This is a genomic window from Bifidobacterium cuniculi (assembly GCF_000741575.1).
GTDB lineage: Bacteria > Actinomycetota > Actinomycetes > Actinomycetales > Bifidobacteriaceae > Bifidobacterium > Bifidobacterium cuniculi.
Window position 1 is genome coordinate 205,622 of record NZ_JGYV01000001.1, and the last position, 26,774, is coordinate 232,395.

Here is a 26,774-nt window from a genome sequence, read left to right on the forward strand (position 1 = left end):
GTGCAGCCCCCGACCCAATGGGCCGGGGGCTGCACGTTTTCCCCATCCGCCAGCCAAGCGAGGTATTCGATGAGTGTTCCGGTTGCCGGCCATTTCGACAATGACGAGGCACGGCCCGACGAGATCCGCGAGGACGATCTCGGCGCCGGCCGCAAGCCCTGGGGGTCGCGCGCGACGGCCATGTTCTGCTCCGTCGTCATCCTCGGCGTCCTCATCGGTGTCTGCGGCGGTCTGCTGACCCTGATGCTCTACGGCATCGAGCACGTCATGCTCGGCTTCGTGGAAAGCCCGGAACTGCCCGGTCCCTTCGAGACGCATCCTTGGAGACGCGTCGCCTCGCTGCTCGCCGGTGCGGTGGCCGCCGCCGTCGCCTGGTGGCTGCTGCGCACCCGCACCAGGGCAGTGCCCTCGGTGCGCAAGGCCGTGCAGGGCGCCCTCATGCCGGCGTGGCAGACCGTCGTGCATGTGCTCCTGCAGATCATGATCGTCGGCTGCGGCCTGTCCGTGGGTAGGGAAGTCGCGCCGCGCGAACTCGGATCCATGCTGGCACAACGGGTCTGCGCGCTGACCGGCGTGCACCGCAGGGACCTCAGGGCCGTGGTCGCCATGGCCGCGGGCGCGGGCTTGGCCGCCGTCTACAACGCACCGCTGGCCGGCGGCTTCTTCGCGGTGGAGATCCTGCTGGTGGACGTCACGGCCCCCACCGTCTGCCTGTCCTTCCTGTGCTCCGCAGTGGCGGCCTGGGTCGCCACCCTGATCAAGGGTACGCATGCCTTCTACCTCATCGGGGAGGTCCACGGCCTGTTCACCCCCGACACCATGGGCTTTGCGCTCGTCGCCGGCCTGTGCGCAGGCGTCGTCGGTGCGCTGTTCCGCAAGGGATCCTCGTGGGCGGAATCACGCAAGGCCAGCGGGACGGCCATCCTGTGGCAGCTGCCGTTGGCGGGCCTGGTCACCGGCGTGGTCGCAATCTGGATTCCGCAGGTCATGGGCAACGGCCGGGCCACCGCGCAGATGGGTTTCTCGGGCGTGGCCGAATGGTCCTTCATCCCCTTGCTGGCGCTGTCCCTGGTCGCCAAGGCGGCGGTCACCCTCATGACCATCCGTGCGGGCGCCTCCGGCGGCGTCCTGACGCCCGGCATCGCCATCGGCAGTTCCCTGGGCTGCATCCTTGGCATCGTCTGGGTGCATTGGTGCGGGAGCGCGCCCATGGGACTCTATGCGCTGATCGGTGCCTGCGCCCTGCTGTCCGCTTCGCAGAACGCGCCGCTCATGGCCATGACGCTCGTCATGGAACTGACCGAGGCCCCTAGCAACCTGTACGTGCCCGTCGCCCTGGCATGCGCGGTGTCCGTGCTGACCGGCCGCTGGGTGACGGGACGGCTGGAACGCCGCCGGGCGGCCTCGGAATAAAACGGGTGCCGCGTCGTTTGGAACAGTTAGTGTATACGTAACGACACGCAAAGGAGACACGGTGAGTACTTTACTGACACCGACCATGGCCGGCGAGGACATGCCGGCAGGTCCGTCCGACCCGATCTTCAACCGCCTGCTCAAGGACCGCATCATCTGGATGGGCGAGGAGGTCAAGGACGACATGGCGAACCGCATCTGCGCACAGATGCTCATGCTCGCCGCCGAGGACCCCAAGAGCGACATCTGGCTGTACATCAACTCCCCGGGCGGCTCCATCACCGCCGGCATGGCCATCTATGACACCATGCAGCTGATCGAACCCGACGTGGCGACCGTCGGCATCGGCATGTGCGCCTCGATGGGCCAGTTCCTGCTCAGCTCGGGCACCAAGGGCAAGCGGTTCCTCACGTCCCACGCCCGCGTGCTCATGCACCAGCCTTCCGGCGGCATCGGCGGCACCACCACCGACGTGCGCATCAGCGCCGAGCTCATCATGAACATGAAGAAGACGCTCGCCGAACTGACCGCGGAGCAGACCGGACACACGGTCGAGGAGATCTACCGCGACAACGAATACGACCACTGGTTCACCGCGCAGGAAGCGCTTGACTACGGCTTCGTGGACAAGCTCGTCTCCACGCACGACACCATGACCTCGAAGGAGTGAAGCGACCCATGGCATCCGAAGAAGCGAAGTTCGTAGCGCGCGCCGAGCGCCTTGCCGGCCCCGGATTCCGTGCGGCGGCCGACCGCATGCCGCAGGACCGCTACATCGTGCCGGAATTCGAGGAGAAGACCCCGTACGGCTACAAGCGCCAGAACCCTTACACGCGTCTGTTCGACGACCGCATCATCTTCATGGGCGTGCAGGTCGACGACACGACCGCCGACGACATCATGGCGCAGCTGCTCGTGCTCGAGAGCCTCGACCCGAACCGCGACGTGATGATGTACATCAACTCGCCCGGCGGCTCGATGACCGCCATGACGGCGATCTACGACACCATGAACTACATCCAGCCCGACGTGCAGACCGTGTGCCTGGGCCAGGCGGCCTCCGCCGCAGCCATCCTGCTGGCCGCCGGCACCAAGGGCAAGCGCCTGATCCTGCCCAACGCCCGCGTGCTCATCCACCAGCCTGCCATCGACCAGGGCTTCGGCAAGGCGACGGAGATCGAGATCCAGGCCAAGGAGATGCTGCGCATGCGCAGCTGGCTGGAGGACACCCTGGCCGAGAAGACCGGCCAGCCGCTCGAACGTGTCCGCAAGGACATCGAGGTCGACACCTTCCTCACCGCCCAGGAGGCGAAGGAGTACGGCATCATCGACGAGGTGCTGCAGCCGCGCAAGAAGGGAATTGCGCAGTAGCGCATTCGACCGTCGGCAAGGGCCGGTCCGCCGCATGTCCCTATACTGGGGAGACGTGCGCGGACCGGCCCTTGCGCCGTTTCCGCGGTCAGGGACCCCACGAGGAAAGGTGCCGGACATGGGCCGAGTGGTCAGCTACAACGACGGCGTGCAGCGCTGCGCCTTCTGCGGCAAGGGCGAGGACGAGGTCGACCGCCTCATCGCCGGCGTCGGCGTCGCCATCTGCGACGAATGCGTCGCCGTATGCGTGGACATCATCGCCGACGAACAGGCCAAGGACGACCGGACCGGCGTGCGCAAGCTGCCCACGCCCGCCCAGGTCAACGCCATCCTCGACGCCTACGTCGTGGGCCAGCAGGCCGCCAAGCGCACCTTGAGCGTGGCGGTCCACAACCACTTCAAGCGCATCTCCATGGACCGTCCTCGACACGCGCCGCTGAGCGAGGAGGCGAACCGCATCGTCGACCCACTGGGCCAGGTGCAGGTCGCCAAGTCGAACATCCTGCTCATGGGACCGACGGGCGTGGGCAAGACCTACCTGGCCCAGACCCTGGCACAGGCCATGCAGGTGCCCTTCGCCATCGTGGACGCCACGTCGCTGACCGAGGCCGGCTATGTGGGCGACGACGTGGAAAGCATGCTGCAGCGCCTGCTGCAGGAAGCAGACGGCGACGTGAAACGCGCACAGCACGGCATCATCTACATCGACGAGGTCGACAAGATCGCCCGCAAGGGCGGCTCCAACGCCTCCATGAGCCGTGACGTGTCCGGCGAGGGCGTCCAGCAGGCCCTGCTCAAGGTCATGGAGGGCAGCGTGGTCGACGTGCCCGTCGACGGCCAGCGCAAGGCACAGGAGCAGCAGACGGTGCGCCTGGACACCCGGGACATCCTGTTCATCTGCGGAGGCGCCTTCGTGGGGCTCGACGAGATCGTGGCCAAGCGGCTCGGCTCCCACGCCAGCGGCTTCGGCGCGGACATGCGCATCCGGCAGGTCGACCCCCATGAGCTGCTGCGGCAGGTGACGGCGGACGACCTCGCCGACTTCGGGCTGCTGCCCGAATTCATCGGCAGGCTGCCGGTGGTGGCCGTGCTGGACGACCTGACGGAGGACGACCTGGTGGAGATGCTCACACAGCCCGCCAACGCCCTGGCCAAGCAGTACCGCAAGCTGTTCGCCCTGGAGGGCGTGGAACTCGAGTTCACCGACGAGGCGCTGCGGCGCATCGCCCACATCGCACAGGGGCAGGGGACCGGAGCCCGCGGATTGCGTTCCATCATCGAACGCACCCTCGAGGGCACCATGTTCGCGCTGCCCGACATGGAGGGCGTGACACGGGTGGTCGTGGATGCCGATGCGGTGGACGGAACCGGTTCGCCGCAACTGGTCGAGGAGCGCCGGACCGTCCTGCGGCTCAAGCGCGACACGCCGTGATTTGGATATTCTGTGAAAGCGTTGTATCTTATTCGAGTTGCCTGACGCAGGCAACATGCGCGAGTAGCCCAGCGGATTAGAGCAGCTGACTACGGATCAGCAGGTCGCAGGTTCGAATCCTGTCTCGCGCACTCAGCCACTTGCAGTGGAGGCGCTTTCGAGTGTCGGTCACTTTTGATGCGGTGGCGCTGCGCGAGTAGCCCAGCGGATTAGAGCAGCTGACTACGGATCAGCAGGTCGCAGGTTCGAATCCTGTCTCGCGCACATATGGCCCTTGGTCGCGTATGCGGTCAAGGGCCTTTCCAATATCCGCCGATCAGATCAAGGTGGAGAGGGCGCGCATGACGATGTCGACGTCCTTGTTCTCCAGTTCGCGAATGACGTGCAGATAGGTCTCCTGCGTCGTGGTCATGCTGGCATGGCCGAGACGCCGCGACACGCTGGCAATGGAGACGCCGGCGAAGAGCAGGAGCGAGGCGTGGGTGTGACGGAGCCCATGGATGGAAATAACTGGGACGTCGGCGTGCCGGCAGTGCCTGGCTAGCACAGTGTTGGCGGTGGAGTTGTAGACGTTGCCGTGAACGAAGATCGGCTGGTCCAACGGCAGGTTCCTCAGCAATCCCGAAAGCTGCATGATCAGCTGCCAATCCAGCTGCACCTTCCGTACGGAGGAGGCGTTCTTGGTCGGGACGAAGCCGCCTCCGTTCTTGTAGTCCCACGTCTTGTTCACGGAAAGCGTTTGGTGGGTGAAGTCGAAATCGTCTGGCGTCAGTCCCAATGCCTCCGAAAAGCGCAGTCCCGTCTTGGCAATCAGGAGTATGAGCCAATCCCAGCTCGGTTCCGGACCGAGGTCGAGGTCGGCGAGCATGGCATGCAGCTCGAACTGGTTGAGGTATTTCATCTTCTTGACGCGCGGTGCGCGGCCCTTGATGATGACCTTACGGGTTGGGTCGCGCGCAAGCAGCCCTTCATCCACGGCATCCAGGATGGCACCTTTGAGCTGGTGATGGAAATCCATCGTGGTCTGGCGCTCATGGTGCTCGGCATACCCATTGATGAGACGTTGGTATGCGGTGCGGTCCAGATCACGCAGCAGCAGGTCGGGGACGAGCCGTTCCAGCCAGCTTTGCGTCAGACGGTATTTGCCCATGGTCACGTCGCGTATGGCGCCCTCCTTGTAGGTCTTCACCCATTGTTCGTAGTAGGAGCAGAAGGAAAGGGCAGGGGAGATGGTGTCCATCGTTCGGGATCCTTTCATCAGGGGAGTGAACAAGCGCAGTATTGTACCTATTCGACTTACGCTGATGAAGGGTGATGAGGGAATCAAGCTTATTTAGAAATACTCCAATTCTATGTTGCTCATTCAAAGAAGGGATTTTCAATGCGTAGCACGCATATTCCTGCGAATTCACGCCAGGCTGTCCAGATCGCTGTGAAGTGATTTCAACATATTTTTTGTATTGCTGGTTAAGCGTACTTTGAAATACAAACGTTGAATCAACGCTAGGATGCAAACGCGCTCGAATTAAGAAACCTGCAAAATACATTTCTCCGTCAGAGGGACGATATAAGTATGTTTTGCCCACACTGGCCCCAGTGCGCGCAAAAAGCAAATCGCCGTTCTGAAGGCGGTAGTGAGATAACGTATTAAAGTCGGTATCAGGAGTCGTAGCGTTCTCTGCTATGAATTGATGCGTATCATCATCAATATCTGTAATACGAAGATAGGCGTGCTTTCCGTCAAAATCTCGAGACGCAGCGTTGACTCCGTATTCCAAAGACAAAGCTAAATCGCCGAGCTTACGCTGTTCCCAAGGGTCAGTGAAACCAGCAAACCGAAGCTCCGGGAATAATTCGCCCTCTTTAGGGAACATTTTTTCCAAGAGCGACAATTTCAGCTCCTTCAGTTTGTCATACTTACGCTGATGAAGGGTGATGAGGGAATCAAGTCGGTTAAATAAAAATGTCACTTGCTGCTGTTCGGCAATCTCAGGGAAAATAACATTCCCTTCCAAGGCATTTGGAGCGGAGACCTTCATGTCATTCTTCGCTCCCTTGTTTACCAAGGGATGCAAATAATGATTGACGCGCCAATTGTCCTCAAAGTATATCTGGATGAATGGCGGAATCACATTACTATTGGGATGATAGATTGCGTAAAGCGTTGAGACAATCCCCGTACGGCCTCGGTTGGCCTTGATGATTCCGTATGGATTCGAGTTGAGTGGAGACTTCGTATAAACGACATCTCCTGTATAAACAATGCCATAAGAACATACTGATTTTCCAGCAAAAGAGCGTCCTTGAAACTCGATCTGGTTCACAATGCCATATTCACCGGATACCGAAAGTACGTCAGAGACCCCTAATCGCCCATCAAGATTCTTCTCCGATGAGACAGATAAGTAACTGGACAGCTTACACTGTTCCCAAGGGTCAGTGAAACCAGCAAACCGAAGCTCCGGTACATTCATTGATGGAGTCATTTTATTCACCTCCCAGCAGTTTTTTCAGTTCATTGATTCCTGCCATGTCGTATTCGCTGCCGGTCAGCTGTCCGAGCATGGACGCAAGCTCCTGTTCCGCACTGGAGATCTCTTCGCTGACCGTGGCATACGTGGTTTCGTACTTGTTTCCCAAGGCCTTGACCTGTGCGATGAAACCGTTCACGATGCCGTCCGGCATGGCATGTAGGCGCTCCATGAGCGGGTCAATCCATTTGCGGTCCAGCATTGCCCGTGCCTGGGCGTCGTCCAGGCCCTCGATGACGGTCTTGGTCCGTTCCTCCAGTTCCTGGCGTTCCTTCTTGACGGATGCCTTGAGTTTCCTGGCTTCTTCGGTCAATGCATATGCGTGGACCAGGGCCTGTTCGAACTCATTTGCCGGAGTCTTGCCGATTCGCTTAGCCTCCTGCTTCAATGCGGCCGCAACAAATCCGTCTCCTTCCTCGTTGATTGCAGGATTCGACTTCTCGTCCTCGCTGAATTCGTCAAGCATGCCTGCCAGTTCGGCGTCAATGTCCCGAATCCGTTCGTCCTGCCGGGCAATGGCAGCCACGTCGTCAGCCAGCAATGCATGTTGGACCAAGTCGAAAGGCAGGATGCGTCCCGTCCACCCATCCTGTTCCTCCACGTCCTTGCCTTTGCGCTTCTTGAGGACCACGTTGGGGTCGACCGCACGGACGGCGTCCAGTCCCTCCTTCTGAATCACTTCCAGGTCGTTGGCAATGCCGCCCCATGAGTCATCCAGCTCTTGGTAGGCGTCGTAGGGGTCTACCAGAGGAATCTCCGCCAGTAGGCGCTCTAAGGTGTCGCCAATGGCAGTCTCGTCGCCAGCGATGTCCACGTTGCCGGGTTCAAGCACCAAGCGTTCATGCAGCAGCGACTCCAAGGGAGCGATGGCAGCATCATACCGGCTCCTGAATGCCTTGACATCACTGTTTTCATGGATCGTTGCAGCCACGTCCTCGGCAATGATGTGGCTGTATCCACCTTCCGAAGTCTGGAACATTTGGGACTTGAGCGTGGGCCATGCCTTCCAATACGGTTCCAATGCGTCGAGGTCCTGCCGGGGTATACCACCGAACATGGTGGCATAGATGTCCCAAGTTTCCGGTGGTTCCGAGGAATCCACGTAGCGGGGAATGTTGAGGTTGTAGTCGTTCTCGCGAATCTCCTCGATGGGTACCAGACGGCTGAACTTGTCCACCGTGAGGTTGCCAGAGACAACGTCGACGATGCGCTTGATGTCCGAGGCACGCAGCTTGTTGCTCTTGCCGTCCTTGACGAAATGCTTGGATGCGTCAATCACCAAGATGTCGCCGTTGGTGCGGTTCTTGCGCAGCACCATGACGATGGTGGGAATGCCGGTACCGAAGAAGATGTTCGCGGGCAGTCCGATGATGGCTTGGATGTTGTGGTTCTCGACCAGGTTCCTGCGGATCTCGCCTTCCTCACCACCACGGAACAGCACGCCGTGGGGCAGGACGATGGTCATGACGCCATCCGGCCGCAGATGGTACAGGTCGTGCAGAAGGAAAGCGAAATCGGCCTTCGATTTCGGTGCCACGCCATAGTTCGCGAAACGGGGATCGAGGTCCTTGTTCTCGGGATCCCAGTTCTGCGAATAGGGCGGGTTCGAAACCACGGCATCCACGAACAGTGGATCGTAGGTTTCCTCCTTGTTGGCATCCGTGTCGAAATACGGCCAGTCATCTGCCAAGGTGTCGCCGTTGCGCGTCACGATGTTGTCGGGCAGGATGCCTCGCATCACCAGGTTCATGCGGGTCAGGTTGTACGTGTTTTCCTTGATTTCCTGGGCGTAGTACATGATGGCGTCAGGATTGCCGTTGCGGCGTGCCATAGCCTGTCCGATGTTGATGAGCAAGGATCCCGAACCGCTGGTGGGGTCGTAGATCTTGATGGTGTCACGGTCGCTGAGCGTCGAGGCGATGATTTCGCTCATGAGGACCGACACTTCATGGGGAGTGTAGAATTCACCGGCCTTCTTGCCGGCGTTGGCAGCGAAGTTACTGATCAGGTATTCGTAGATGAATCCCAGGACGTCGTAGTCCTCCCGGCCATCCATGGGAATGTCCTTGATGAGCTGCACCAGGTCGCGCACTGCCTTCGACTGACTGCGCGCATCGTTGCCCAACTTGGAGAGCCCGGTCTGCAAAGTATCGAAAATGCCGTCATAGACCTTGCGGTGTAACGGGTTGATATTGCGTTCAAAAGCAGAGAGTGCATCACGAACGTCGGAGATCTCGAAGTCCGAACCATTCTTTACCCAAGTGGAGAATAGGTTCCGGTACGCAATGAAGTATCCGCAGATATCCTGAACGGACTCCACCAGCTCTGCATCGTCCTCGGTGAGGGATGGCAGGTCATCGGTGTCCATGCCGCTTTCCAGCAGTCGGTTCACTTCCATCTCGGACAGGAACTTGTAGAAGATGAAGCCGAGGATGTAGTCCTTGTACTCATTGGCCTCAATCTTCGAGCGCATCTTGTTGGCTGATTCCCAGATCTTCGACGCAAGTTGCTGCTTGTTCACCATATCCTCCCTGATCCGCGCATCACGGGCAGTCAACGACACATGCCGTCCCCTTCCGCGAATGGTCACCAGCATAGCAGATGCCCACTTGGGAACAGCGTAAGCTCGGCGATTTAGCTTTGTCTTTGGAATACGGAGTCAACGCTGCGTCTCGAGATTTTGACGGAAAGCACGCCTATCTTCGTATTACAGATATTGATGATGATACGCATCAATTCATAGCAGAGAACGCTACGACTCCTGATACCGACTTTAATACGTTATCTCACTACCGCCTTCAGAACGGCGATTTGCTTTTTGCGCGCACTGGGGCCAGTGTGGGCAAAACATACTTATATCGTCCCTCTGACGGAGAAATGTATTTTGCAGGTTTCTTAATTCGAGCGCGTTTGCATCCTAGCGTTTGATTCAACGTTTGTATTTCAAAGTACGCTTAACCAGCAATACAAAAAATATGTTGAAATCACTTCACAGCGATCTGGACAGCCTGGCGTGAATTCGCAGGAATATGCGTGCTACGCATTGAAAATCCCTTCTTTGAATGAGCAACATAGAATTGGAGTATTTCTAAATAAGCTTGATTCCCTCATCACCCTTCATCAGCGTAAGCTGGAAATAATGAAAAATATTAAAAAGGCGCTGCTGGAGAAGATGTTCCCGAAGGGGGAGGAGTGACATGCTGCTCTTTCATGGGAGCAACGTGACGGTGGAACAGCCACGGGTGTTGCGCAGCGACCGTCGTCTTGACTTTGGGACCGGCTTCTACGTCACCAGCAGTTACGAGCAGGCTGCCAAGTGGTCGGTGCTGACGGCTCGCCGTCGGCGCACCGGATCCCCGCTCATCTCGGTGTACGAATACGATGAAGCCGCCTTCGAGGACCTGAATGTGCTGGAATTCCCCGCTGCGGATGAGGACTGGCTTCGTTTCGTCAGTGGCAACCGCAACGGGCAGCCGGAAGTCCCGGACCTGGACCTGGTGATCGGACCGGTGGCGAACGACAACACCATGCCGGTATTGCGTGGCTTCTTCGCACAGATCTACACCGAAGAGGAGGCTATCCGGCGATTGATGACCCAGAAGCTCAAGGACCAGTATGCATTCAAGACGGAGGCGGCACTGCAGGCCATCTCCTTCCTGCACGTGGAGGAGGCATGATGGATCTCCAGGCAGATATCAACAGCTACTATGACCGGGAAGTGACCCGCATGATCAACGAGAAGTACGGCATCGATCCCATGGAGGCCCTCGCTTCCTACCTTGGCTCGGAAACCTATGCCATGTTCAATGACCCTACCTTGGAAATGCTTGATTTCTCACCGGCCGGCATTTTCGACATGTGGGAGAGCGAGCGGGTCACGGGCGACCCTCGCAACTCCCTGTATTTGAGGAGGGACGAGTATGTCTAGGCAGATGGAGTTCTTCATTTACCTGTTGGAACATTACGCCCAGGACAAGGCCATGTCGGCGCCTCAGGTGCTTGCCTCTTGGGAGCGGCAGGGGCTCGTCGGGGAAATCATGGACAGCTACGAGATGTACCATTCGGAAAGCCTCGAGAATGCGTATGCCGACATCGACAGTCTGATGGCCACCGGACGCCATGCCTGGTGAACGACAGCCAGGGAAGAGGAGACATGTACTACCAGGAAGAATCCGACTTCGAGGAAGCCGTCATCAAGGTGCTCCAGCAGAACGGCTGGCAGGACGGGCTGCTGAAGTCCCCGTCCGAGCAGGATCTCATCGACAACTGGGCACGTATCCTCTATCGGAACAATAAAGGCATCGACCGCCTGAACAATCAGCCGCTGACGTCCGGAGAAATGGCGCAGGTGCTGGAACAGGTCGAGACCTTGGGCACGCCATTGGCCCTGAACTCCTTCATCAACGGCAGGACAGTCGCTATCACTAGGGACAATCCCGCCGATCCTGACCACTTGGGCAAGGAAATCAGCCTCAAGATCTACGATCGCAAGGAAATCGCTGCAGGCTACAGCAGCTACCAGATTGCCCAGCAGCCGCGGTACGCGGCAGCGGACAGGATGCTGAACAGCCGCAGGGGAGACCTGTGCCTACTCATCAACGGCATGCCGGTCATCCACCTGGAACTCAAGCGCAGCGGCATTCCCATCAGCCAGGCATGCAACCAGATCGAGAAGTACACCCACGAAGGCGTATTCAACGGCATCTTCCGCCTCGTGCAGATATTCGTGGCCATGAATCCGGATGACGCCGTCTACTTCGCGAATCCTGGGAAGGCAACCTTCAACCCTGATTTCTTCTTTCACTGGGAGGATTTCAACAACGAGCCGATGGCGGATGGCAGCGAGGTTGGCAAGGACAGCTGGAAACTGTTCACGGAGAAGCTGCTCAACATTCCCATGGCACACCAGCTCATCGGCTTCTACACCATCGCCGACCACACCGACGGAATCCTGAAGGTACTGCGCAGCTACCAGTATTATGCGGCCAGTGCGATTTCCGACCGGGTGCGGGAATGCAAGTGGGATGAACCGGAACCCACTCCGGGACGCCGGGGCGGCTATATCTGGCACACCACCGGTTCGGGGAAGACCATGACCAGCTTCAAGTCGGCGCAGCTCATCGCCGATTCGAGGGATGCCGACAAGGTCGTGTTCCTCATGGACCGCGTGGAACTGGGTACCCAATCGCTCGAGGACTACCAAGCCTTTGCCGACGATGCCGACGACGTGCAGGGCACCGAGAACACCGGCGACCTGAAAGCGAAACTGGCAAGCTCGGACCCCAAGGACACACTGATCGTCACCTCGATCCAGAAGATGAGCAACATCAAGGCCGGCTACGGGAAAATCACGCAAGCGGAAATCGACAGGCTGGGGGAACAACGCATCGTCTTCATCATCGACGAATGCCACAGGTCGACCTTCGGCGACATGCTGCAGGACATTCGCAGATCCTTCCCGAACGCACTGTTCTTCGGATTCACCGGCACTCCGATCCACGAGGAGAACAGGAAGCAAGGCGGCACCACCTCCGATGTCTTCGGCGACTGCCTGCATCGGTACAGCATCGCCGACGGCATCCGCGACGGCAACGTATTGGGCTTCGACCCCTATATGGTCACCACGTACCGTGACCGTGACGTTCGACAGGCCGTCGCCCTGGAGCAGGCCAAGGCACGGAGTCTTGACGAAGTCAACGCCGACCCGTCCAAGAGCAAGGTGTTCTACCATTACATGGATCCCAAGGCCGTGCCGATGGGACCCATGGAAACGCCAGCAGGAGAACATATCAAAGGCATCGAGGATTTCCTTTCATCCTCGCAGTACGGCATTGGCTCGCCGCATGAAGGCAGGGTCGTCGAGGATATCCTCGAACAGTTCCCCATCCTGAGTCACGGCAACAAGTTCCACGCCATCTTCGCCACCAGTTCCATCCCACAGGCCATCCACTACTACCATTTGCTGCGCACGCAAGCGCCCGACATGCACATCACCGCACTGTTCGACCCCAACATCGACAACAAGGATGGCGCCATCGCCAAGGAAGACGCGTTGGTGGAGATCATCGGCGACTACAACAGGCTGTACGGCAAGGACTTCACCATTCCCACATGGGGTGCGATGAAGCGTGACATCGCTGCCCGTTTGGCGCATAAGGTCCCGTATCTTGGCGTCGACGCCCATCGCAAGGAACGTCTGGACCTGCTCATAGTAGTGGACCAGATGCTCACCGGCTTCGACTCGAAATGGGTCAACGCGCTTTACCTGGACAAGGTCATCGACTACGAGTCCATCATCCAGGCCTTCAGCCGCACCAACCGGCTGTTCGGCCCCGACAAGCCCTTCGGCGTGATCCGCTACTACCGCAAGCCGCACACGATGCGCGGATACATCGAGGCGGCGGTGAAACTCTACTCCGGCGACCGGCCGCTCGACCTCTTCGCCCAGAAACTCCCGCAGAACATCCGCCTCATGGATGCCAGACTCGAGGAGATCACGGCCATTTTCCAGGCAGCAGGCATCGACGACTTCATGCAGCTGCCTGAATCCACGGAAGCATGCCGTGCCTTCGCCAAGTGCTTCATCGAACTCAACCAGTTCCTGGAAATGGCCAAGGTCCAAGGCTTCGAATGGGGCCGCAAGCAGTATGTATTCATCGATGACGACGGCAACCAGGAAACGGTGATCCCCCGGATCGACGAACATACCTACATGGTCTTGGTCGCGCGATACAAGGAGATGTTCCAAAAAGGTGTAGGCTCCGGCGTTCCGCCGGACACTCCCTACGAGTTGGATGGTCACATCACCGAGATCGACACCGGTCTCATCGACACGGATTACATGAACGTCAACTTCGACAAATGGCTCAAGACCCTCAACGAGCATGACGAGGAATGGCGACTGGCGACCCAGGAACTCCACAGGTCCTTTGCCACCCTCAACCAGGACGAGCAGCGGTATGCGGAGCTGTTCCTTCACGACGTCGAAAGCGGTGACGTACAACCGGAACCCGGGAAGACCTTCAGGGACTACATCACCGAATATGCCCGACGTGATCAGGACAAGCGGGTCATGAAAATCCATGATGCCTTCGGAGTCGATGTCTCATTGTTGGAAGAGGCCATGGCACTTCACCTGACCGCCGACAACATCAATGAATTCGGACGTTTCAACAAACTCATGGGCACCATTGACAGGGAGCGTGCACGGCATTACTACGCCGAGCGCGACGGCAATCCTTCCATCACCATGTTTGCTGCATTCAGTCAGGCTCGTCAAGATCTCAAGCAGTTCATTCTCAACGGAGGTGGCGATTTCGGGTAACCAACCGTCCTGCGCGGATTATATGCACGCTGTCTGTAACCTTTCGGTGCTAGTGTGAGCTGCTCGAAAGCCGTCATGCGCGAAAGGGCAGGGACATGCACTACGATTTCGAGACCACGCCGCAGCGTCGGCGCACCTCGTCCGTCAAATGGCACCTCATTGAACAGGACATGGGGGAGGGTAGCGAGGACGTACTGGCCATGTCAGTGGCGGACATGGAGTTCAAGCCCGCGCCGCAGATCGTGGACGCGCTGGTCAAGGCGGCACAAGAGGACGTCTTCGGCTACGACTACGCCACCGACGAGTACTACGACGCCGTCATCGGCTGGATGGAACGTCGTCACGGCCTGGTGGTCGACCCCTCGCAGATCGCATTGTCCGACGGTGTGATGCCGGCCATCAACACGGCACTGAGGGCCTTCACCCATCCCGGCGACCGGGTGATCATCCAACGGCCGGTCTACTACCCCTTCACGGCGGCGGTCGAGCACAACGGACTGACCTTGTGCAACAACGCGCTGGTGCTCGACGGGAACACCCATCACTATGCCATCGACTTCGACTCCCTGGAGCGCATGCTCGCCCATCCGCGCTGCACGGCGATGCTGCTGTGCAATCCGCACAACCCGGTCGGCCGCGTGTGGAGCGAGGAGGAGCTGCGCCGTATAGGCGACCTGTGCATCGAACACGGCGTACTGCTGCTCGTGGACGAGATCCATGCCGATTTCTCCTATCCGGGCCACCCGGTGACCATGTTCGGTACGCTGGGGGAGCGCTACGCCCAGGCCTGCATCGAATTCACCGCACCCACCAAGACCTTCAACCTTGCTGGCCTGGCCTGCTCGAACGCCATCATCGCTGATCGGGCGAAAAAACAGCGTTTCGACATCGCGGCCGAGAACATCGGTGGCATGTCCGTCAGCCACTTCGGCCTGGTCGCCTGCATCGCCGCCTACACGCAGGCCGAGGATTGGCTTGACGAACTGCTGCAGGTACTGCAGGGCAACCTGGCCATGCTGCGCGACTTCGTGCGCAAGCATCCGCGCCTGGCGCTGGTGGAGCCCGAAGGCACCTATCTGGCATGGCTTGACTGCCGCGGGCTGGGCCTCGGCTCCGCGGAAGCCTTGCGTGATTTCATGCGCACCACGGCGCGTATCTACTTCGATGAGGGCGCTCTGTTCGGCCCGGAAGGCGAAGGCTTCGAGCGGGTCAACCTGGCCTGCACGCCCGATTTCCTGCGCCAGGTGCTTGACCGGGTCGACGCCGCATACCACACCCTCGCATGATCCATGGCAACGATGTTCACTGCCATCAATCGATTGGCGGCAAGATGCGGCATAATGGAACAGTTGTGATTGAAGAGGGCCGCGGCACGGTGAGGAGCGTGACCGGCAGATGGGAGATGCGATGAGCGGAACGAACACGAGCCTATGGACCAGGATTCGCCGGGTGGCCGCCTCAGACCGCATCTCCGGCCTGATCATGCTGGGCTTCGCCCTGCTGGGCCTCCTGCTGGCCAACATCCCCGCCACCTACCAAGGCTTCGAGGCCCTCTCGCATTTCCATCTGGGCATCCCCGGGACCAACATCGACATGGGACTGGGCCACTGGGCCCAGGACGGCCTGCTCACCGTGTTCTTCCTGGTGGTCGGCCTGGAACTGCGCCAGGAACTCACCACGGGGTCGCTGTCGAACGTCCGCGCCGCCGCGGTGCCCATGCTCTGCGCGGTCGGCGGCATGCTCATGCCGCCCATCCTCTTCATCGGCGTCATCGCGTTGTTCAGCCGCTACGGTGGGGCAGACCCGGGCAGCCTGCTCATCGCCAACGGCGCCACCTTCCCCCTCTCCGAGGCCTCCCACGGGTGGGCGATTCCCACGGCCACGGACATCGCCTTCTCCCTGGCGGTGCTCGCACTGTTCGCCAAGGCCCTGCCGGGCTCCATCCGCGCCTTCCTCATGACCTTGGCCACGGTCGACGACCTGCTGGCCATCATCCTCATCGCCGTGTTCTTCTCGTCGCTCAACGCTTGGTACTGGTTCGTGGGCATCGCCGCCTGTGCGGTGGCCTGGTACTTCCTGGTGCGCATGCGCAAGGTGCCATGGATCGGCATCGCCATCATCGGCATCCTCTCGTGGATCATGATGTACGAGGCGGGCGTGCACCCCACCCTGGCAGGCGTGCTGGTGGGGCTGCTCACGCCGGCACGGTCCATGCACGGTGAGCGCTCGCCGCGCGCCGAACGCTACGCGGACAAGCTCCAGCCCTTCTCCGCGCTGCTCGCGTTGCCGATCTTCGCCTTCTTCGCCACCGGCGTCCACTTCGACTCGATCACGCCGCTGCTGCTGGTGTCGCCGGTCGTCATCGCCTTGGTCGTCGCCCTCGTCGTGGGCAAGCCGCTGGGCATCATGCTCACGGCCTGGCTCTCCACCCACGTGGGCACGCTGCGCATGCCGCGCGGCCTGCGCGTGCGCGACATGCTGCCTGCTTCCGTGGCCTGCGGCATCGGTTTCACCGTCTCCTTCCTCATCGCCTCCCTGGCCTACTCCAACGAGGAACTGTCCGCGGAAGCCAGGTTCGGCGTCCTGCTGGCCTCCCTGCTCGCCGCAGCCATCTCGGGCGTCCTGCTCAGCAGGCAGTCGAAGCGCTTCGAACGCATCGCAGCCGCCACGCCGCATGCCGACACCGCCGAACTGGATCGCGGCGACGTGGTGACCACGCTGCCCGATGGTACGGTGGTGGTGAGCCAACGAATCGGAAAGGGCAGCCATGACGACAGACGGGACACCACGCAAGCACGATGAGATGGAAACCTCCCCGCTCGGGGAGACCTATCGGCAAGGCCCGGTGGTCTTCCGCGGGCCGATGATCCCGCAGGAGAGCACCACCGAGCGGCTGCTCAAGCACGATGAGGACGCGGGGTGGCTGCATCGGGACCCCTGGCGCGTACTGCGCATCCAAGCGGAATTCGTCGACGGTTTCGGGTCGCTCGCCGAACTGGGGCCGGCAGTGAGCGTCTTCGGCTCGGCGCGCATCCCGGAGGACGACCCCGGTTACCGCGCAGCCCTGGACATGGGACGCATGCTGGCGCAACGTCATGTGGCCACCATCACCGGAGGCGGTCCCGGCATCATGGAGGCCGCGAACCGTGGCGCGTCACTCGCCGGCGGCAAGTCGGTGGGCCTGGGCATCGAACTGCCGCATGAGCAAGGCATCAACCAGTGGGTGAACCTGGGTATGACCTTCCGTTACTTCTTCGTGCGCAAGACCATGTTCCTGAAGTATTCCTCGGGAATCATCGTGTGCCCCGGCGGGTTCGGCACCCTCGACGAGACTTTCGAGATCCTTACCCTCGTCCAGACACACAAGGTGGCCACCATCCCCATCGCCCTCTACGACACGGCCTTCTGGGGAGGCCTGTTCGACTGGATGGGCGAGACCCTCCAAAGACGGGGGCTGATCTCCGCCCTCGATCCCGACCTGGTGACGATCACCGACGATCCCGAGGAAGCCGTGGCGGTCGCCACCTCCACCATCGGCTGAGATCCCTCAGCAGTGTGCGGCGATCAGCAGGCCGTCCCCGGTGGGCGTGCTGGCACACGTGAACCGCTCATCCTCCTCGATCGTGGCCGTCAGCTCGCGCATCATGGTCGCCATGGGGCTGCGGTCCGCCGGATTGGTCAGGCCGCCCTTGGAATCCTTGCCACGCATCGCCAGGGCGTTCGTGAGGACCAGCAAGCCGCCATGCTTGAGCAGCCGTGGCGCCTGCTCGTAGGCGGCACCGTAGTTGGAAGGCTCGCCGCCCACCACGATGAGGTCGTAGTCGTCGCCGTTGAGCCTGGGCAGGAACACCGCAGGATCGGCATTGACCACGCGCAGGGTGGTGCGCGTGCGATCGTCGATGGCGTCGAACAGGGCGCGCACCATGGCCGCGCCCTGCGCGGAGGAGTCCACGGCCGTGAGCTTGCCGGTGCCGTGCAGGCCGGTCACGAGTTGGGCGGTCTCGACCAAGGCCCCGGTGCCGATGGCGATGACGGAGGACGCGCCGGACATGCGCGTGAAGGTGTTGAGCAGGGCACCCTCGGCGGCCGACCCCGGGTCCAGGCGGCGTGCCGCCGCGATGGCGCGCGCCTTGCGCACCAGGTCTCCTTCACGCGAGGCCTCATGGTTCTCGATGCATGCCCACGCCTTCGCATGGGCGTCGTATGTACGCTTATCCATGAAGAGCGTTCACGCCTCCTGTTCCTTGGATTGTGCAATGAGCTGCCAGATCTCCTCGCCCACGTCGATGCCCACCGGGCATTCCCTGGAGCATGCGCGCACGGACTGGCATGCCTGGAAGCCGTCGGCGGTGTCGAGCGCCTCCAGACGTTCCTGCCTGGCCCGGTCGCGCGAATCATCGATGAACCTGGCCTGGTTGATGAGGGCGGCCGGACCGATGAAGGCCTCGCCACCGGCGTAGACGGGGCATGCCCCCTCGCATACGCCACAGGTGATGCAAGTGCTCAGCCGTTCGTAGCGGGCCAGTTGCTCCGGACGCTGCAGGTATTCGAATACGTCGACCTTGCCGTCCACGGTCGTCGCCAGCACGCCGTCAGCCTGCAAATAGGGCTTGAACCGCCGGATCTGCTCAAGCATGGGGTCGATGTCGGCAACCAGGTCGCGTTGCACCGGGAAGCCGGGCAGGGGCGCCAGCTCGACCACGGGCTTGGCCGTCTCTGCGACAGGGGACGGCTCCCCGTCCACCGAGGTACGGCGGAATCCAGCATCGTCCACGATGGGGGCCACCGGCTGGTGCGCGCAGTCACGGACCTTGGCCTTGCACAGCAGCATGGGGGTGCCGTTGACCGCCACCGCGTCCGAACCACACATGCCATGTCCACATGAATAACGGAAGGCGAGGGTCGGGTCGATGTCACGCTTGATGGCCAGGAGACAGTCGAGCAGCGTATCATTGCCGCGCGCCTGGACCTCGTACTCCTGCACCCAGCTGCGCCCGCGCGGCTTGCGTGCGGCACGGGCATCCGCGAAGGGCGACGACTTGCGTGCGAAGGGACTCGACTTGCGCGACCGTTCACGGTCACGGGCGGGACGGGGCGCGAAACGATTGACACGCAGCACGACGGTCATGGTCGTGTGTTCCTGTGGGCTCATGGATCACCTTGTTTCGTCTGTATGGTCGCGGGGAGGAAGCGTCAGTAGGCACGTCGCCCCGGCTCGATGTCCAGGATGCGCACCGGTTGCCATCGGGCCGCGGCGTCCGTAGCCATCATAGTATGGGCAAGGAAATTGGCGTCGTCACGCGCGGGGAAGTCGGTGCGGTACAGCGAACCCCGCGATTCATGGCGTGCCAACGCGCTTGACAGGACGCAATCCGCCAGCTCCACGAGATGGCGTGCCTCCCAGATCGCGGTGAGTTCCTGGTTGAACGTGCGCTCGTCGCTGTGGGCCCGTAATGCGCCGACCCTGTCCGACAGGTCCCCGGCAAGGGCGGCGCGCGCCTCTCCGAGGGACGCGCCGTCGCACAGCACGGCGAATCCGCGGTCCATGGTGGCGCCCAGGTCACGCATGACCCGGTACGCGTTGTCGCTGCCATTCTCGTCCCCCTGGATGTCCTCCACGGCGTTGGCGGCCAGCAGGGCGTCCACGTCGGTCCCACGGCGGGTGGCGGCCTGGTCGAGTTCGGGATCGTCCGGGCAGGCATCCAAGGCTTCCAGGGCATCCACGGGGCCGTCCTGGAACCGCAGGGCGATGCCCTCGCCGGCGCGCGTGCCGAACAGGCAGGCGTCAAGCAGGGAATTGCCCCCGAGACGGTTGGCGCCGTGCACGCTTACGCAGGAGCATTCCCCGGCCGCGAACAGGCCCTCCACCACATGGCGCGACCCGTCGGCATCCAGCCGGTAGACTTCGCCGTCCACCGTGATGGGAATGCCTCCCATGGTGTAGTGGGCGGTGGGCTTGACCGGCACGAGGTCCACGGACGGGTCCAGACCGGCATACTGTTCGATGGTCTCGACGACCTGGGGGAGTACCGCACGCATGTGGTCCGGGTCGATGCCCGTCATGTCGAGCCAGACGCAATCCTTCGGTCCGTCGGGATCCTTCGGGTCTGCGATGCCACGTCCGGCGTCCACCTCCGCACGGATGGCGCGGCTGACCACGTCGCGGGCGGCCAGGTCGGCATGGCCGGGCGCGTACCGCTGCATGAAGGCCTCGCCCTGGGCGTTGCGCAGGATGCCGCCTTCGGCGCGGGACGCCTCGGACAGCAGGATGCCCGTATGGGCCAGTCCCGTGGGATGGAACTGGACGAATTCCATGTCCTCCAGCTGCAGTCCGGCATCGAGCGCCAAGGCCATGCCGTCGCCGGTCAGGTCATGGGAATTGGAAGTGGTGTGGAACAGGCGTCCCGCACCGCCGGTGGCCAGCAGGACGTTCGCTGCATGCAGGGCGTGGACCTTGCCGGTGTGGGTATCGAAGGCCACTACGCCCTCCACGCGTCCCTTGGCATCGTCCAGGACCAGGTCGGTGACATACCACTCTTCCGCGAAGTGCACGCCCGCCCCGACGCATTGCTGCCAGAGCGTATGCAGGATCTGGTGACCGATGCGGTCCGCGGCATAGGCCGCACGCTTGACGGGCTCACCGCCGAAGTCGCTGGTGTGACCTCCGAAACGACGTTGCGCGATCAGGCCGTCCTGGGTGCGGGAGAAGGCGACGCCCGAGCGTTCGAGGTTGATGACCGTCGCCGGCGCCTCCTGCGCCAGCAACCGTGCCGCATCCTGGTCGACCAGCCAATCGCCGCCCTTGACGGTGTCGAAGTAATGCCACTGCCAGGAATCGGGCTCCATGTTGCCCAGAGAGGCGGCGATGCCGCCCTCCGCGGAACCGGTATGCGAACGCAACGGCTGCAGCTTGGAGACCACCAGCACCCGTGGGTCATGGCCTTCCCGGCGCGCCTGGTCCACCGCCTCGCTGCGGGTGAAGGCCAAGGCCGCGGACAGGCCTGCGGCGCCTGCGCCCACGATGATTGCGTCGTAGTGTTCTTCGATGGTGTTCGGACTCATACCCTGCATTGTCTCACAAGGCGGTGCCACGGGGAAGGCATTCAGGTCGACGCTGCCATGGCGATGCCGGTGCCTCCGGTGCGTATCGTCCCCTCTAGCTCGAGCCGGCCCAGCAGGACATGGACGCCCGCCAGGTCGGGGAAACGCTCCGGATGGCGCTCCAGCAACAGCCGGGCCACGGCATTCGGGGTAGGCGGACGCCCTTGGCTGCACAAGGAGGACAACGCTTCCGCAACCCAGTCACCCTCTTCGTTTCCTTCGGCGGGGGACTCCGCGTCGGGAGCCGTCCCGGGCGGATGCGCGGCATGGGTCCATTCGTCGCAGGCGGCCGGGTCCGCGAGCAGGAGAGCCTCCTGGTTGCGGATCAGTTCGTGGCATCCGGCATGCTCCGGTGTGGTGATGCAGCCGGGGACCGCATAGACGGTGCGGTTGAGTTCGTTGCCCCAATGGGCGGTGTTGAGGGCCCCGGAACGGCGCCGGGCCTGTGCCACGACCACCGTGGAGGCCATGGCCGCAATGAGCCGGTTGCGCAGCAGGAAACGGTGCGGCTGGGGAACGGTGTCGGGAGGGCATTCGCTGAGCAGGGCGCCGCCGGCGGCGAGCATGGCGTCGAACAACCGGGCATTGCTGGCTGGCCCCACATGGTTGAGCCCGCCGGCGAAGAAGGCCACGGTCGGACCTGCCCGTGAAGTTCCCAGACGGTCCCGGGCGTGCAGGGCGCCCCAATGGGCGCAGGCGTCCGTGCCCATCGCGCCTCCCGAGACCACCACGTGTCCGTGGGATGCCGCGTTCTCGGAGATGGCGGTCGCGACCTGCCGCCCATAGCCGTTGACGCCGCGGGAACCGACCACGGCAACGGGCGCCTCGCAGGCCACGGGCGCCACCGGTGACCCCATGCCCCACAGACACAGCGGGGGAGCCCAGTCCCCGCGGGTGGACAGGTCGTCGAGCTGGGCGGGCCATGCCGCATCGTCGGGTCCGGCAAGCCAGAACCGTCCGTCGTCGCTCAACCATGCGCGCAAGGCGTCACAGTCGCGGCTGGGCAACGCCTCCAGCCGCTCCTTCCACCGGCTGCATGCCCGATGGAAGGACTGCATGCCCTGTGGCTGGATGCGGCGGCCCCAATGCGTGGCGCCGGCAGTGAAAAGGCGGTCCAGTTCCGTCTGGGCATGGCCGGCAGGCCCGTCGAGGGCCTCAAGCAGCAGCGTCAGGGCGGTCAGGGGCGTGCCGCTGCCTTGAACGAGCGCCATCATGAGCGCATCGGCGCCGTCCAGGGCACAGGCGAGCAAGGCTCGGGCCAGGGTGGGGGAGCAGCTTCCCTGCAGTGCGTGGGTCATGTCAGCTCCTTGGTGCGCAGTGCGATGGCCATGGCGATGTCGTCCATGGACGGCTGCGCCCGGCCGGCCAGGTCGGCCAGCGTCCAGGACAGCCGCATGGCCCGGTCGGCGCCACGCAGGCTCAGGCGATGGGCCGACAGGGCGTCGTTGACCACGTGCAGGATGGAAGCCGGTGTGTGCGAGCGCAGCCACGTGCCGGAGGCCTGTGCATTGCAAGTCCAGCCATGTGGGGAAAACCGTTCGCGTGCACGGCTCCGTGCCGTCGTCACCCGTTGGCGCATTTCGGCACTGGAGGGGCCGTTCCCGTCGGGGCCGGTGTCGAGATGCTCGATGGGGTCGACCTCCACCTGCATGTCGATGCGGTCGAGGATGGGCCCCGACAGGCGTCCGAAATAGCGGATGCGCTCCCGTTCGCTGCATGTGCACCGTTCCCCGGTGCCGTATCCGTAGCCACAGGGGCATGGATTGGCGGCCATGACCAGCTGGAAGCGCGCAGGGTATACGGTGGTGCCCTTGGCCCGTGAAATGGCGACCATCCCGGACTCAAGAGGCTCGCGCAGGGTCTGCAGGACCCGTGGGGCGAATTCGGGTGCCTCGTCCATGAACAGCACGCCGTGGTGTGCGCGGGTCACGGCACCGGGCTGTCCGAGTCCGCTGCCGCCTCCCACCAGTGCCGGTGCCGTCGCGCTGTGATGGGGCGCCTCGAAGGGCGGTACGCTGGAGATGCCGGTGGAGCGCAGGGTGCCGCAGACCGACCGGATGGAGGCGACCTCGAACTGTGCATCCTCGTCAAGAGGTGCCATGATGCCCGGCATGCGCGAGGCAAGCATCGTCTTGCCGGTACCGGGAGGCCCGACCATGAGCAGGTGGTGGCCCCCGGCCGCCGCCACCTCGAGGGCGGTCTTGGCGGCGTCTTGGTGCACCACGTCCCGCATGTCCCCGACCGGGACCTGGGTTGCGGGCACGGCGACCGCCTGGTCGGCGATCAGCGGTTCGCCACGGGTGCTGTAGCGCGGATGCGCATCGAACATCTCCATGAGCTCACCCAGATGGGAGACGGTCGCCACCTGCAGTCCGGGGACGAGCTGCGCCTCCTCGAGGTTGGCGCGCGGTACGATCACCGAGTGCAGCCCCTGCTCGCGTACATGCAGCAGGATCGGCAGCAACCCGTTGATCGGTAGGACGCTGCCGTCCAGGTTGAGCTCGCCGAGCACCACCGTGGACGCCAGGCAGTTGCTGGGAATGGTCCTGGACGCGGACAGGACGCTGGCCGCGATGGCCAGGTCGTGGGCCGAGCCGCGCTTGGGCAACGACGCCGGCGACATGTTCACGGTCACGCGGCTTCCTGGCCAGGGAAAGCCGCAGGCCGCGCAGCCCGAACGGACGCGCTCGCGTGCCTCGTTGAGCGAGGTGTCCGGCAGGCCGATGATGGAGAAGTGGGGCAGCCCGGGGGAGATGAAGGCCTGCAGCTGGATCACGAAGGCGTTCAGACCGATCAGTCCCACGGAGAGCGCACAGCCCAGCGCGGCCATCAGAAGGCCTCCACGATGTGCTGCAGCTCCACGGCGCCGTCGTGCACCACGCAGGTGATGACGTCGAAACGGATGCCCACATGGCTGATGCGCCGGCCGTATCGTTGCAGCCACAAGGTGGCGGTACGCCGTATGTTCGACTGCTTGGACGTGTGGACCGCTTCCTGCGGGCTGCCTTGGAGCGTGCTGCGCCGTGTCTTGACTTCGACGAACACGATGCTGTGGTGGCGGGTCAGGGCCACGATGTCCAGCTCGCCGTACCGGCAGCGCCAGTTGGCGTCGAGGATGATCCATGACTGGTCATGCAGCCAGAGACGTGCGGCCAGTTCGCCGAGCTCACCGAGCCGGCGTGCGTCCAGCCGGGGGCCAGGAGCGCCTGCTTGCAGGCGTCCAAGGTCGTCGGACGGGATCCGTCGTCGAACTCGTCGCCCAGTAGGTCGCCGGTGAAGGGGCATTCTTCCTCCATCGGCATGTCGGGGCATTCGGCCGGGGCGTCGGGGACGGCCTCCGGCCGCGTGGGCGACGCCCACTGTTCCATGGGTGAATTCGTTGCTGTGTCCATGTGCCCAGTCCAGCACGGTCGCATCGCGGGTGCCAGCCACGAGGGGCCATGTGGTCGGACGGCCGTCGGAACGGCGGAATGTGGACGACACGCGGTCCCGGACACGCCAGGACAGTTATATACTGTTATTCACTGTTATATACCGTTTGTGGTCTGCGACCCCGCAGGCTGCACCGCCACGGAATGGGACCGGCTGGCGAACATGGCCGCGCCGGTACGGAAAGGAGCGACGTGCTGGACATCCTGGTCAATCCCTCGTCGATGACGCCCATCTACGAGCAGATCGTCGAACGCATCCGTGCGCTGGTGGCCCGTGGCGACCTGCCCGCCGGCGCCCCGCTGCCCTCCGTGCGTGCCCTGGCGCGACAATGCCGCATCTCGGCGCTGACCGTGAAGAAGGCCTATGACGTCCTCGAGACGGAAGGCCTGGTCGTCACGGTGCAGGGCAAGGGAAGCTTCGTGGCGGACATCTCGCCGAACATCGTCGCCGAGGAAGCCAACCGCCAGGTCGAGGAACGCTTCGTCCAGGCCATCGCCCAAGCACGGCGCGCCGGGCTGGCGGACCATGACATCGTCGGCCTCGTGGCCATGCTGCTCGAGGACGACGCCGAACCGTGCGGCGAAGACAAGGAAAGGAAACTGCCATGACTGCGACGCCCCTGCTCGTGTTGGACCATGCCGTCAAGCGCTACGGCGACTTCACCCTGGAGGTGGACCTCCAGGTGCCGCCGGGCACCATCACCGCGCTGGTCGGCGCCAACGGTTCGGGCAAGACCACCGCCTTCCGCCTGGCACTGGGCCTGGTGCGGCCGGATTCCGGCACGGCCATGCTCCTGGGCGCCCCCGCCTTCGGTGCCGCTCCCGCCGTACGCCGCCAGGTGGTGGCCACATTCGCGGACGGCGCGGAACGTGCAGGCATCACGCCGAACGACCTCATCGCCCAATACCGCGTGTTCTACCCGGACTTCGACGCCGACGGCTGCAGGCGGCTCCTGGAACGCTTCGCACTGCCGGACGGCAAGCCGCTGCGGTCCTATTCCACCGGCATGCATGCCACCTGCCAGGTGATCATGGCCATCTGCCGCAGACCGCGGCTGCTGGTGCTCGACGAACCCACCGCCGGCCTCGACACGGTGGCACGCGAGAAGATCCTCGACCTGCTACGGGGCTTCATGGAGGAGGCAGGACGGTCCATCCTCGTCAGTTCCCACGACTCGCGCGACATCGAGGGGCTGTGCGACGACTTCCACTACCTCAAGGACGGACGCATCCGGCTGCACGAGACCGTCGGCCGGCTCCGCGACGACTACGGCGTGCTCCTGCTGGACGAGACGCAGATGGCCGGTCTCGACGACACCTACGTGCTGGCGCGGCAACGGGTGCCCGGCGGCTGGCGCGTCCTGACCGACCAGCGGGCCTTCTACCGCGAGAACATGCCCGGCATCCAGATCGAACGGGGCGGCATCGACGGCCTGGTCTCCGTCATGGAACAAGGAACGTCACAAGGAGGACGATGATGATCAAGGGACTGATGATGCGCGACTGGCGCGTCCTGCGCCACCAGGGGTTCCTGCTGGTATTCACGGCGGCCCTGACGGCGCTGTACATGGCCTCCGGCATGCTGCAGTTCGGCCAGTGCTTCGCACCCCTCATGCTGTCGCTCATGGTGCTGCGTGCCGTGTGCGATGACCTGCAGTCCTCCCATGCCAGGGCCCTGTTCACGCTGCCCTTCACCAGGGGAGCCTATGTGTGGGAGAAGATGCTCCTGGGCTTGGGCGCGCCGATTGCACTGACCGCGATCCTGGGGGCTGTGGCTACCCTGTCCGGCCGGCAGGACGTCCATGTCACCCTGGTCCTGTGCGCCGCCATGGCCTGCGGCCTGGCACTGATGGCGGCGCTCTTCCTGCCACTGACCATCTGTTTCGGGGAACGCGCCATCATCGCCATGCCCCTGGCCATGGCGGTCCTCGTCCTCGTGGTCGTGTGCTACGGCAATGTCGTGGGCGACCGGGTCTTCGACGCCATGGTGCAGGCGGTCGAGGCATGGATGCGACAGGTGCCGCCGGCGATGCCGTATTGTGCGGCTGCAGCCATCACGCTGGTGCTGGCCTTGGGATCCGGGGCGCTCTCCGCATGGCTCCTGCGCCGGCAGGACCTGTAGGCCCTTGTGCGGATGTGGCTGGGGGCCGTCGGTCGCATGCGACCGACGG

General features: G+C 62.8%; 25 protein-coding genes and 2 tRNA genes. 18 read left to right on the forward strand and 9 right to left on the reverse strand.

Going from position 1 to position 26,774, the window contains the following annotated elements:
• The first annotated feature begins 69 nt into the window (after positions 1-69).
• The 6 genes from BCUN_RS00850 (at position 70) to BCUN_RS00875 (ending at position 4,480) form a co-directional block, all read left to right on the forward strand.
• Positions 70-1,413, forward strand: coding sequence for a chloride channel protein (locus BCUN_RS00850; protein ID WP_081895451.1), 1,344 nt, complete (start codon positions 70-72; stop codon positions 1,411-1,413).
• Between the two features lie 85 nt (positions 1,414-1,498).
• Positions 1,499-2,083 carry an ATP-dependent Clp protease proteolytic subunit gene (locus BCUN_RS00855; RefSeq protein ID WP_033515759.1) on the forward strand — a complete coding sequence of 195 codons (585 nt, stop codon included), beginning with the start codon at positions 1,499-1,501 and terminating at the stop codon, positions 2,081-2,083.
• Between the two features lie 8 nt (positions 2,084-2,091).
• Positions 2,092-2,784, forward strand: a complete 693-nt coding sequence (locus BCUN_RS00860; RefSeq protein WP_033515757.1) for an ATP-dependent Clp protease proteolytic subunit — start codon at positions 2,092-2,094, stop codon at positions 2,782-2,784.
• A 118-nt stretch (positions 2,785-2,902) separates the two neighbouring features.
• Complete coding sequence (gene clpX, locus BCUN_RS00865) at positions 2,903-4,216, forward strand: ATP-dependent Clp protease ATP-binding subunit ClpX (RefSeq protein ID WP_033515755.1); 1,314 nt, start codon at positions 2,903-2,905, stop codon at positions 4,214-4,216.
• Positions 4,217-4,273: 57 nt separating this feature from the next.
• Positions 4,274-4,347 (forward strand) — tRNA-Arg (locus BCUN_RS00870).
• A 59-nt stretch (positions 4,348-4,406) separates the two neighbouring features.
• Positions 4,407-4,480: transfer RNA gene (locus tag BCUN_RS00875), tRNA-Arg, on the forward strand.
• Positions 4,481-4,532: 52 nt separating this feature from the next.
• On the opposite strand, the gene BCUN_RS00880 is transcribed toward BCUN_RS00875, so the two are convergent.
• The 3 genes from BCUN_RS00880 to BCUN_RS00885 are packed head-to-tail and all read right to left on the reverse strand — an operon-like array spanning position 4,533 to position 9,268.
• On the reverse strand, positions 4,533-5,405 hold the full coding sequence (locus BCUN_RS00880; RefSeq protein WP_238552273.1) for a site-specific integrase: 873 nt from the start codon (positions 5,403-5,405) through the stop codon (positions 4,533-4,535).
• Positions 5,302-6,702, reverse strand: a complete 1,401-nt coding sequence (locus BCUN_RS12680; RefSeq protein ID WP_238552274.1) for a restriction endonuclease subunit S — start codon at positions 6,700-6,702, stop codon at positions 5,302-5,304. The genes BCUN_RS00880 and BCUN_RS12680 overlap by 104 nt, the downstream gene beginning before the upstream one ends.
• A 1-nt stretch (position 6,703) precedes the next feature.
• On the reverse strand, positions 6,704-9,268 hold the full coding sequence (locus BCUN_RS00885; RefSeq protein ID WP_033518693.1) for a type I restriction-modification system subunit M: 2,565 nt from the start codon (positions 9,266-9,268) through the stop codon (positions 6,704-6,706).
• Positions 9,269-9,348: 80 nt separating this feature from the next.
• Here BCUN_RS00885 and BCUN_RS12645 point away from each other — a divergent pair, with 80 nt between their 5' ends.
• The 9 genes from BCUN_RS12645 to BCUN_RS00925 all read left to right on the forward strand — a co-directional run bounded on the left by BCUN_RS12645 (position 9,349) and on the right by BCUN_RS00925 (position 17,612).
• Entirely contained in the window at positions 9,349-9,675 is a 327-nt protein-coding gene (locus BCUN_RS12645) for a restriction endonuclease subunit S domain-containing protein (protein WP_202961081.1), read from the forward strand.
• Positions 9,676-9,760: 85 nt separating this feature from the next.
• Positions 9,761-9,943 (forward strand): restriction endonuclease subunit S domain-containing protein, encoded by a 183-nt coding sequence (locus BCUN_RS12685; protein WP_238552276.1) that lies wholly within the window; start codon positions 9,761-9,763, stop codon positions 9,941-9,943.
• Between the two features lies 1 nt (position 9,944).
• Positions 9,945-10,424, forward strand: a complete 480-nt coding sequence (locus BCUN_RS00895; RefSeq protein WP_033517204.1) for a DUF3990 domain-containing protein — start codon at positions 9,945-9,947, stop codon at positions 10,422-10,424.
• The gene (locus tag BCUN_RS00900; protein ID WP_033517202.1) at positions 10,421-10,675 is read left to right on the forward strand and encodes a hypothetical protein; all 255 of its coding nucleotides are present in this window, start codon (positions 10,421-10,423) and stop codon (positions 10,673-10,675) included. Before BCUN_RS00895 ends, BCUN_RS00900 begins: the two co-directional genes overlap by 4 nt.
• The gene (locus BCUN_RS00905; RefSeq protein ID WP_033517200.1) at positions 10,668-10,877 is read left to right on the forward strand and encodes a DUF3791 domain-containing protein; all 210 of its coding nucleotides are present in this window, start codon (positions 10,668-10,670) and stop codon (positions 10,875-10,877) included. Before BCUN_RS00900 ends, BCUN_RS00905 begins: the two co-directional genes overlap by 8 nt.
• 23 nt (positions 10,878-10,900) lie before the next feature.
• Positions 10,901-14,071: a type I restriction endonuclease subunit R gene (locus BCUN_RS00910; RefSeq protein WP_033517198.1), complete on the forward strand. Its 3,171-nt coding sequence runs from the start codon at positions 10,901-10,903 to the stop codon at positions 14,069-14,071.
• Between the two features lie 95 nt (positions 14,072-14,166).
• On the forward strand, positions 14,167-15,357 hold the full coding sequence (locus BCUN_RS00915) for a MalY/PatB family protein (protein ID WP_033517196.1): 1,191 nt from the start codon (positions 14,167-14,169) through the stop codon (positions 15,355-15,357).
• Between the two features lie 121 nt (positions 15,358-15,478).
• Positions 15,479-16,873, forward strand: coding sequence for a Na+/H+ antiporter NhaA (nhaA, locus tag BCUN_RS00920; RefSeq protein WP_033517194.1), 1,395 nt, complete (start codon positions 15,479-15,481; stop codon positions 16,871-16,873).
• On the forward strand, positions 16,839-17,612 hold the full coding sequence (locus tag BCUN_RS00925; RefSeq protein ID WP_051920405.1) for an LOG family protein: 774 nt from the start codon (positions 16,839-16,841) through the stop codon (positions 17,610-17,612). The genes nhaA and BCUN_RS00925 overlap by 35 nt, the downstream gene beginning before the upstream one ends.
• A gap of 6 nt (positions 17,613-17,618) precedes the next feature.
• Here the strand turns inward: BCUN_RS00925 and BCUN_RS00930 are convergent, their stop codons facing one another.
• Genes BCUN_RS00930 through BCUN_RS00955 form a run of 6 tightly spaced genes read right to left on the reverse strand, consistent with a single transcriptional unit; the run spans position 17,619 to position 24,457 of the window.
• Positions 17,619-18,290 (reverse strand): O-methyltransferase, encoded by a 672-nt coding sequence (locus tag BCUN_RS00930; protein ID WP_033517190.1) that lies wholly within the window; start codon positions 18,288-18,290, stop codon positions 17,619-17,621.
• Positions 18,291-18,299: 9 nt separating this feature from the next.
• Positions 18,300-19,223: a succinate dehydrogenase/fumarate reductase iron-sulfur subunit gene (locus tag BCUN_RS00935; RefSeq protein WP_033517188.1), complete on the reverse strand. Its 924-nt coding sequence runs from the start codon at positions 19,221-19,223 to the stop codon at positions 18,300-18,302.
• 41 nt (positions 19,224-19,264) lie between these two features.
• Positions 19,265-21,133 (reverse strand): FAD-binding protein, encoded by a 1,869-nt coding sequence (locus tag BCUN_RS00940; RefSeq protein ID WP_033517186.1) that lies wholly within the window; start codon positions 21,131-21,133, stop codon positions 19,265-19,267.
• Positions 21,134-21,174: 41 nt separating this feature from the next.
• A complete protein-coding gene (locus BCUN_RS00945) occupies positions 21,175-22,470 on the reverse strand; it encodes a DNA-processing protein DprA (protein ID WP_033517184.1) in 1,296 nt (431 codons plus the stop codon).
• Positions 22,467-24,002 carry a YifB family Mg chelatase-like AAA ATPase gene (locus BCUN_RS00950; protein WP_033517182.1) on the reverse strand — a complete coding sequence of 512 codons (1,536 nt, stop codon included), beginning with the start codon at positions 24,000-24,002 and terminating at the stop codon, positions 22,467-22,469. Before BCUN_RS00950 ends, BCUN_RS00945 begins: the two co-directional genes overlap by 4 nt.
• A complete protein-coding gene (locus tag BCUN_RS00955) occupies positions 24,002-24,457 on the reverse strand; it encodes a YraN family protein (RefSeq protein ID WP_081895452.1) in 456 nt (151 codons plus the stop codon). The genes BCUN_RS00950 and BCUN_RS00955 overlap by 1 nt, the downstream gene beginning before the upstream one ends.
• A 338-nt stretch (positions 24,458-24,795) precedes the next feature.
• Between BCUN_RS00955 and BCUN_RS00960 the strand changes: the two genes are divergently transcribed.
• From BCUN_RS00960 to BCUN_RS00970, 3 genes are read left to right on the forward strand one after another with little or no spacing between them, the layout of a single operon-like run.
• Positions 24,796-25,212, forward strand: a complete 417-nt coding sequence (locus BCUN_RS00960) for a GntR family transcriptional regulator (RefSeq protein ID WP_238552277.1) — start codon at positions 24,796-24,798, stop codon at positions 25,210-25,212.
• Positions 25,209-26,081 (forward strand): ATP-binding cassette domain-containing protein, encoded by an 873-nt coding sequence (locus BCUN_RS00965; protein ID WP_051920406.1) that lies wholly within the window; start codon positions 25,209-25,211, stop codon positions 26,079-26,081. Before BCUN_RS00960 ends, BCUN_RS00965 begins: the two co-directional genes overlap by 4 nt.
• Positions 26,078-26,725, forward strand: coding sequence for an ABC-2 transporter permease (locus BCUN_RS00970; protein WP_081895453.1), 648 nt, complete (start codon positions 26,078-26,080; stop codon positions 26,723-26,725). The genes BCUN_RS00965 and BCUN_RS00970 overlap by 4 nt, the downstream gene beginning before the upstream one ends.
• The last annotated feature ends 49 nt before the right edge of the window (positions 26,726-26,774 follow it).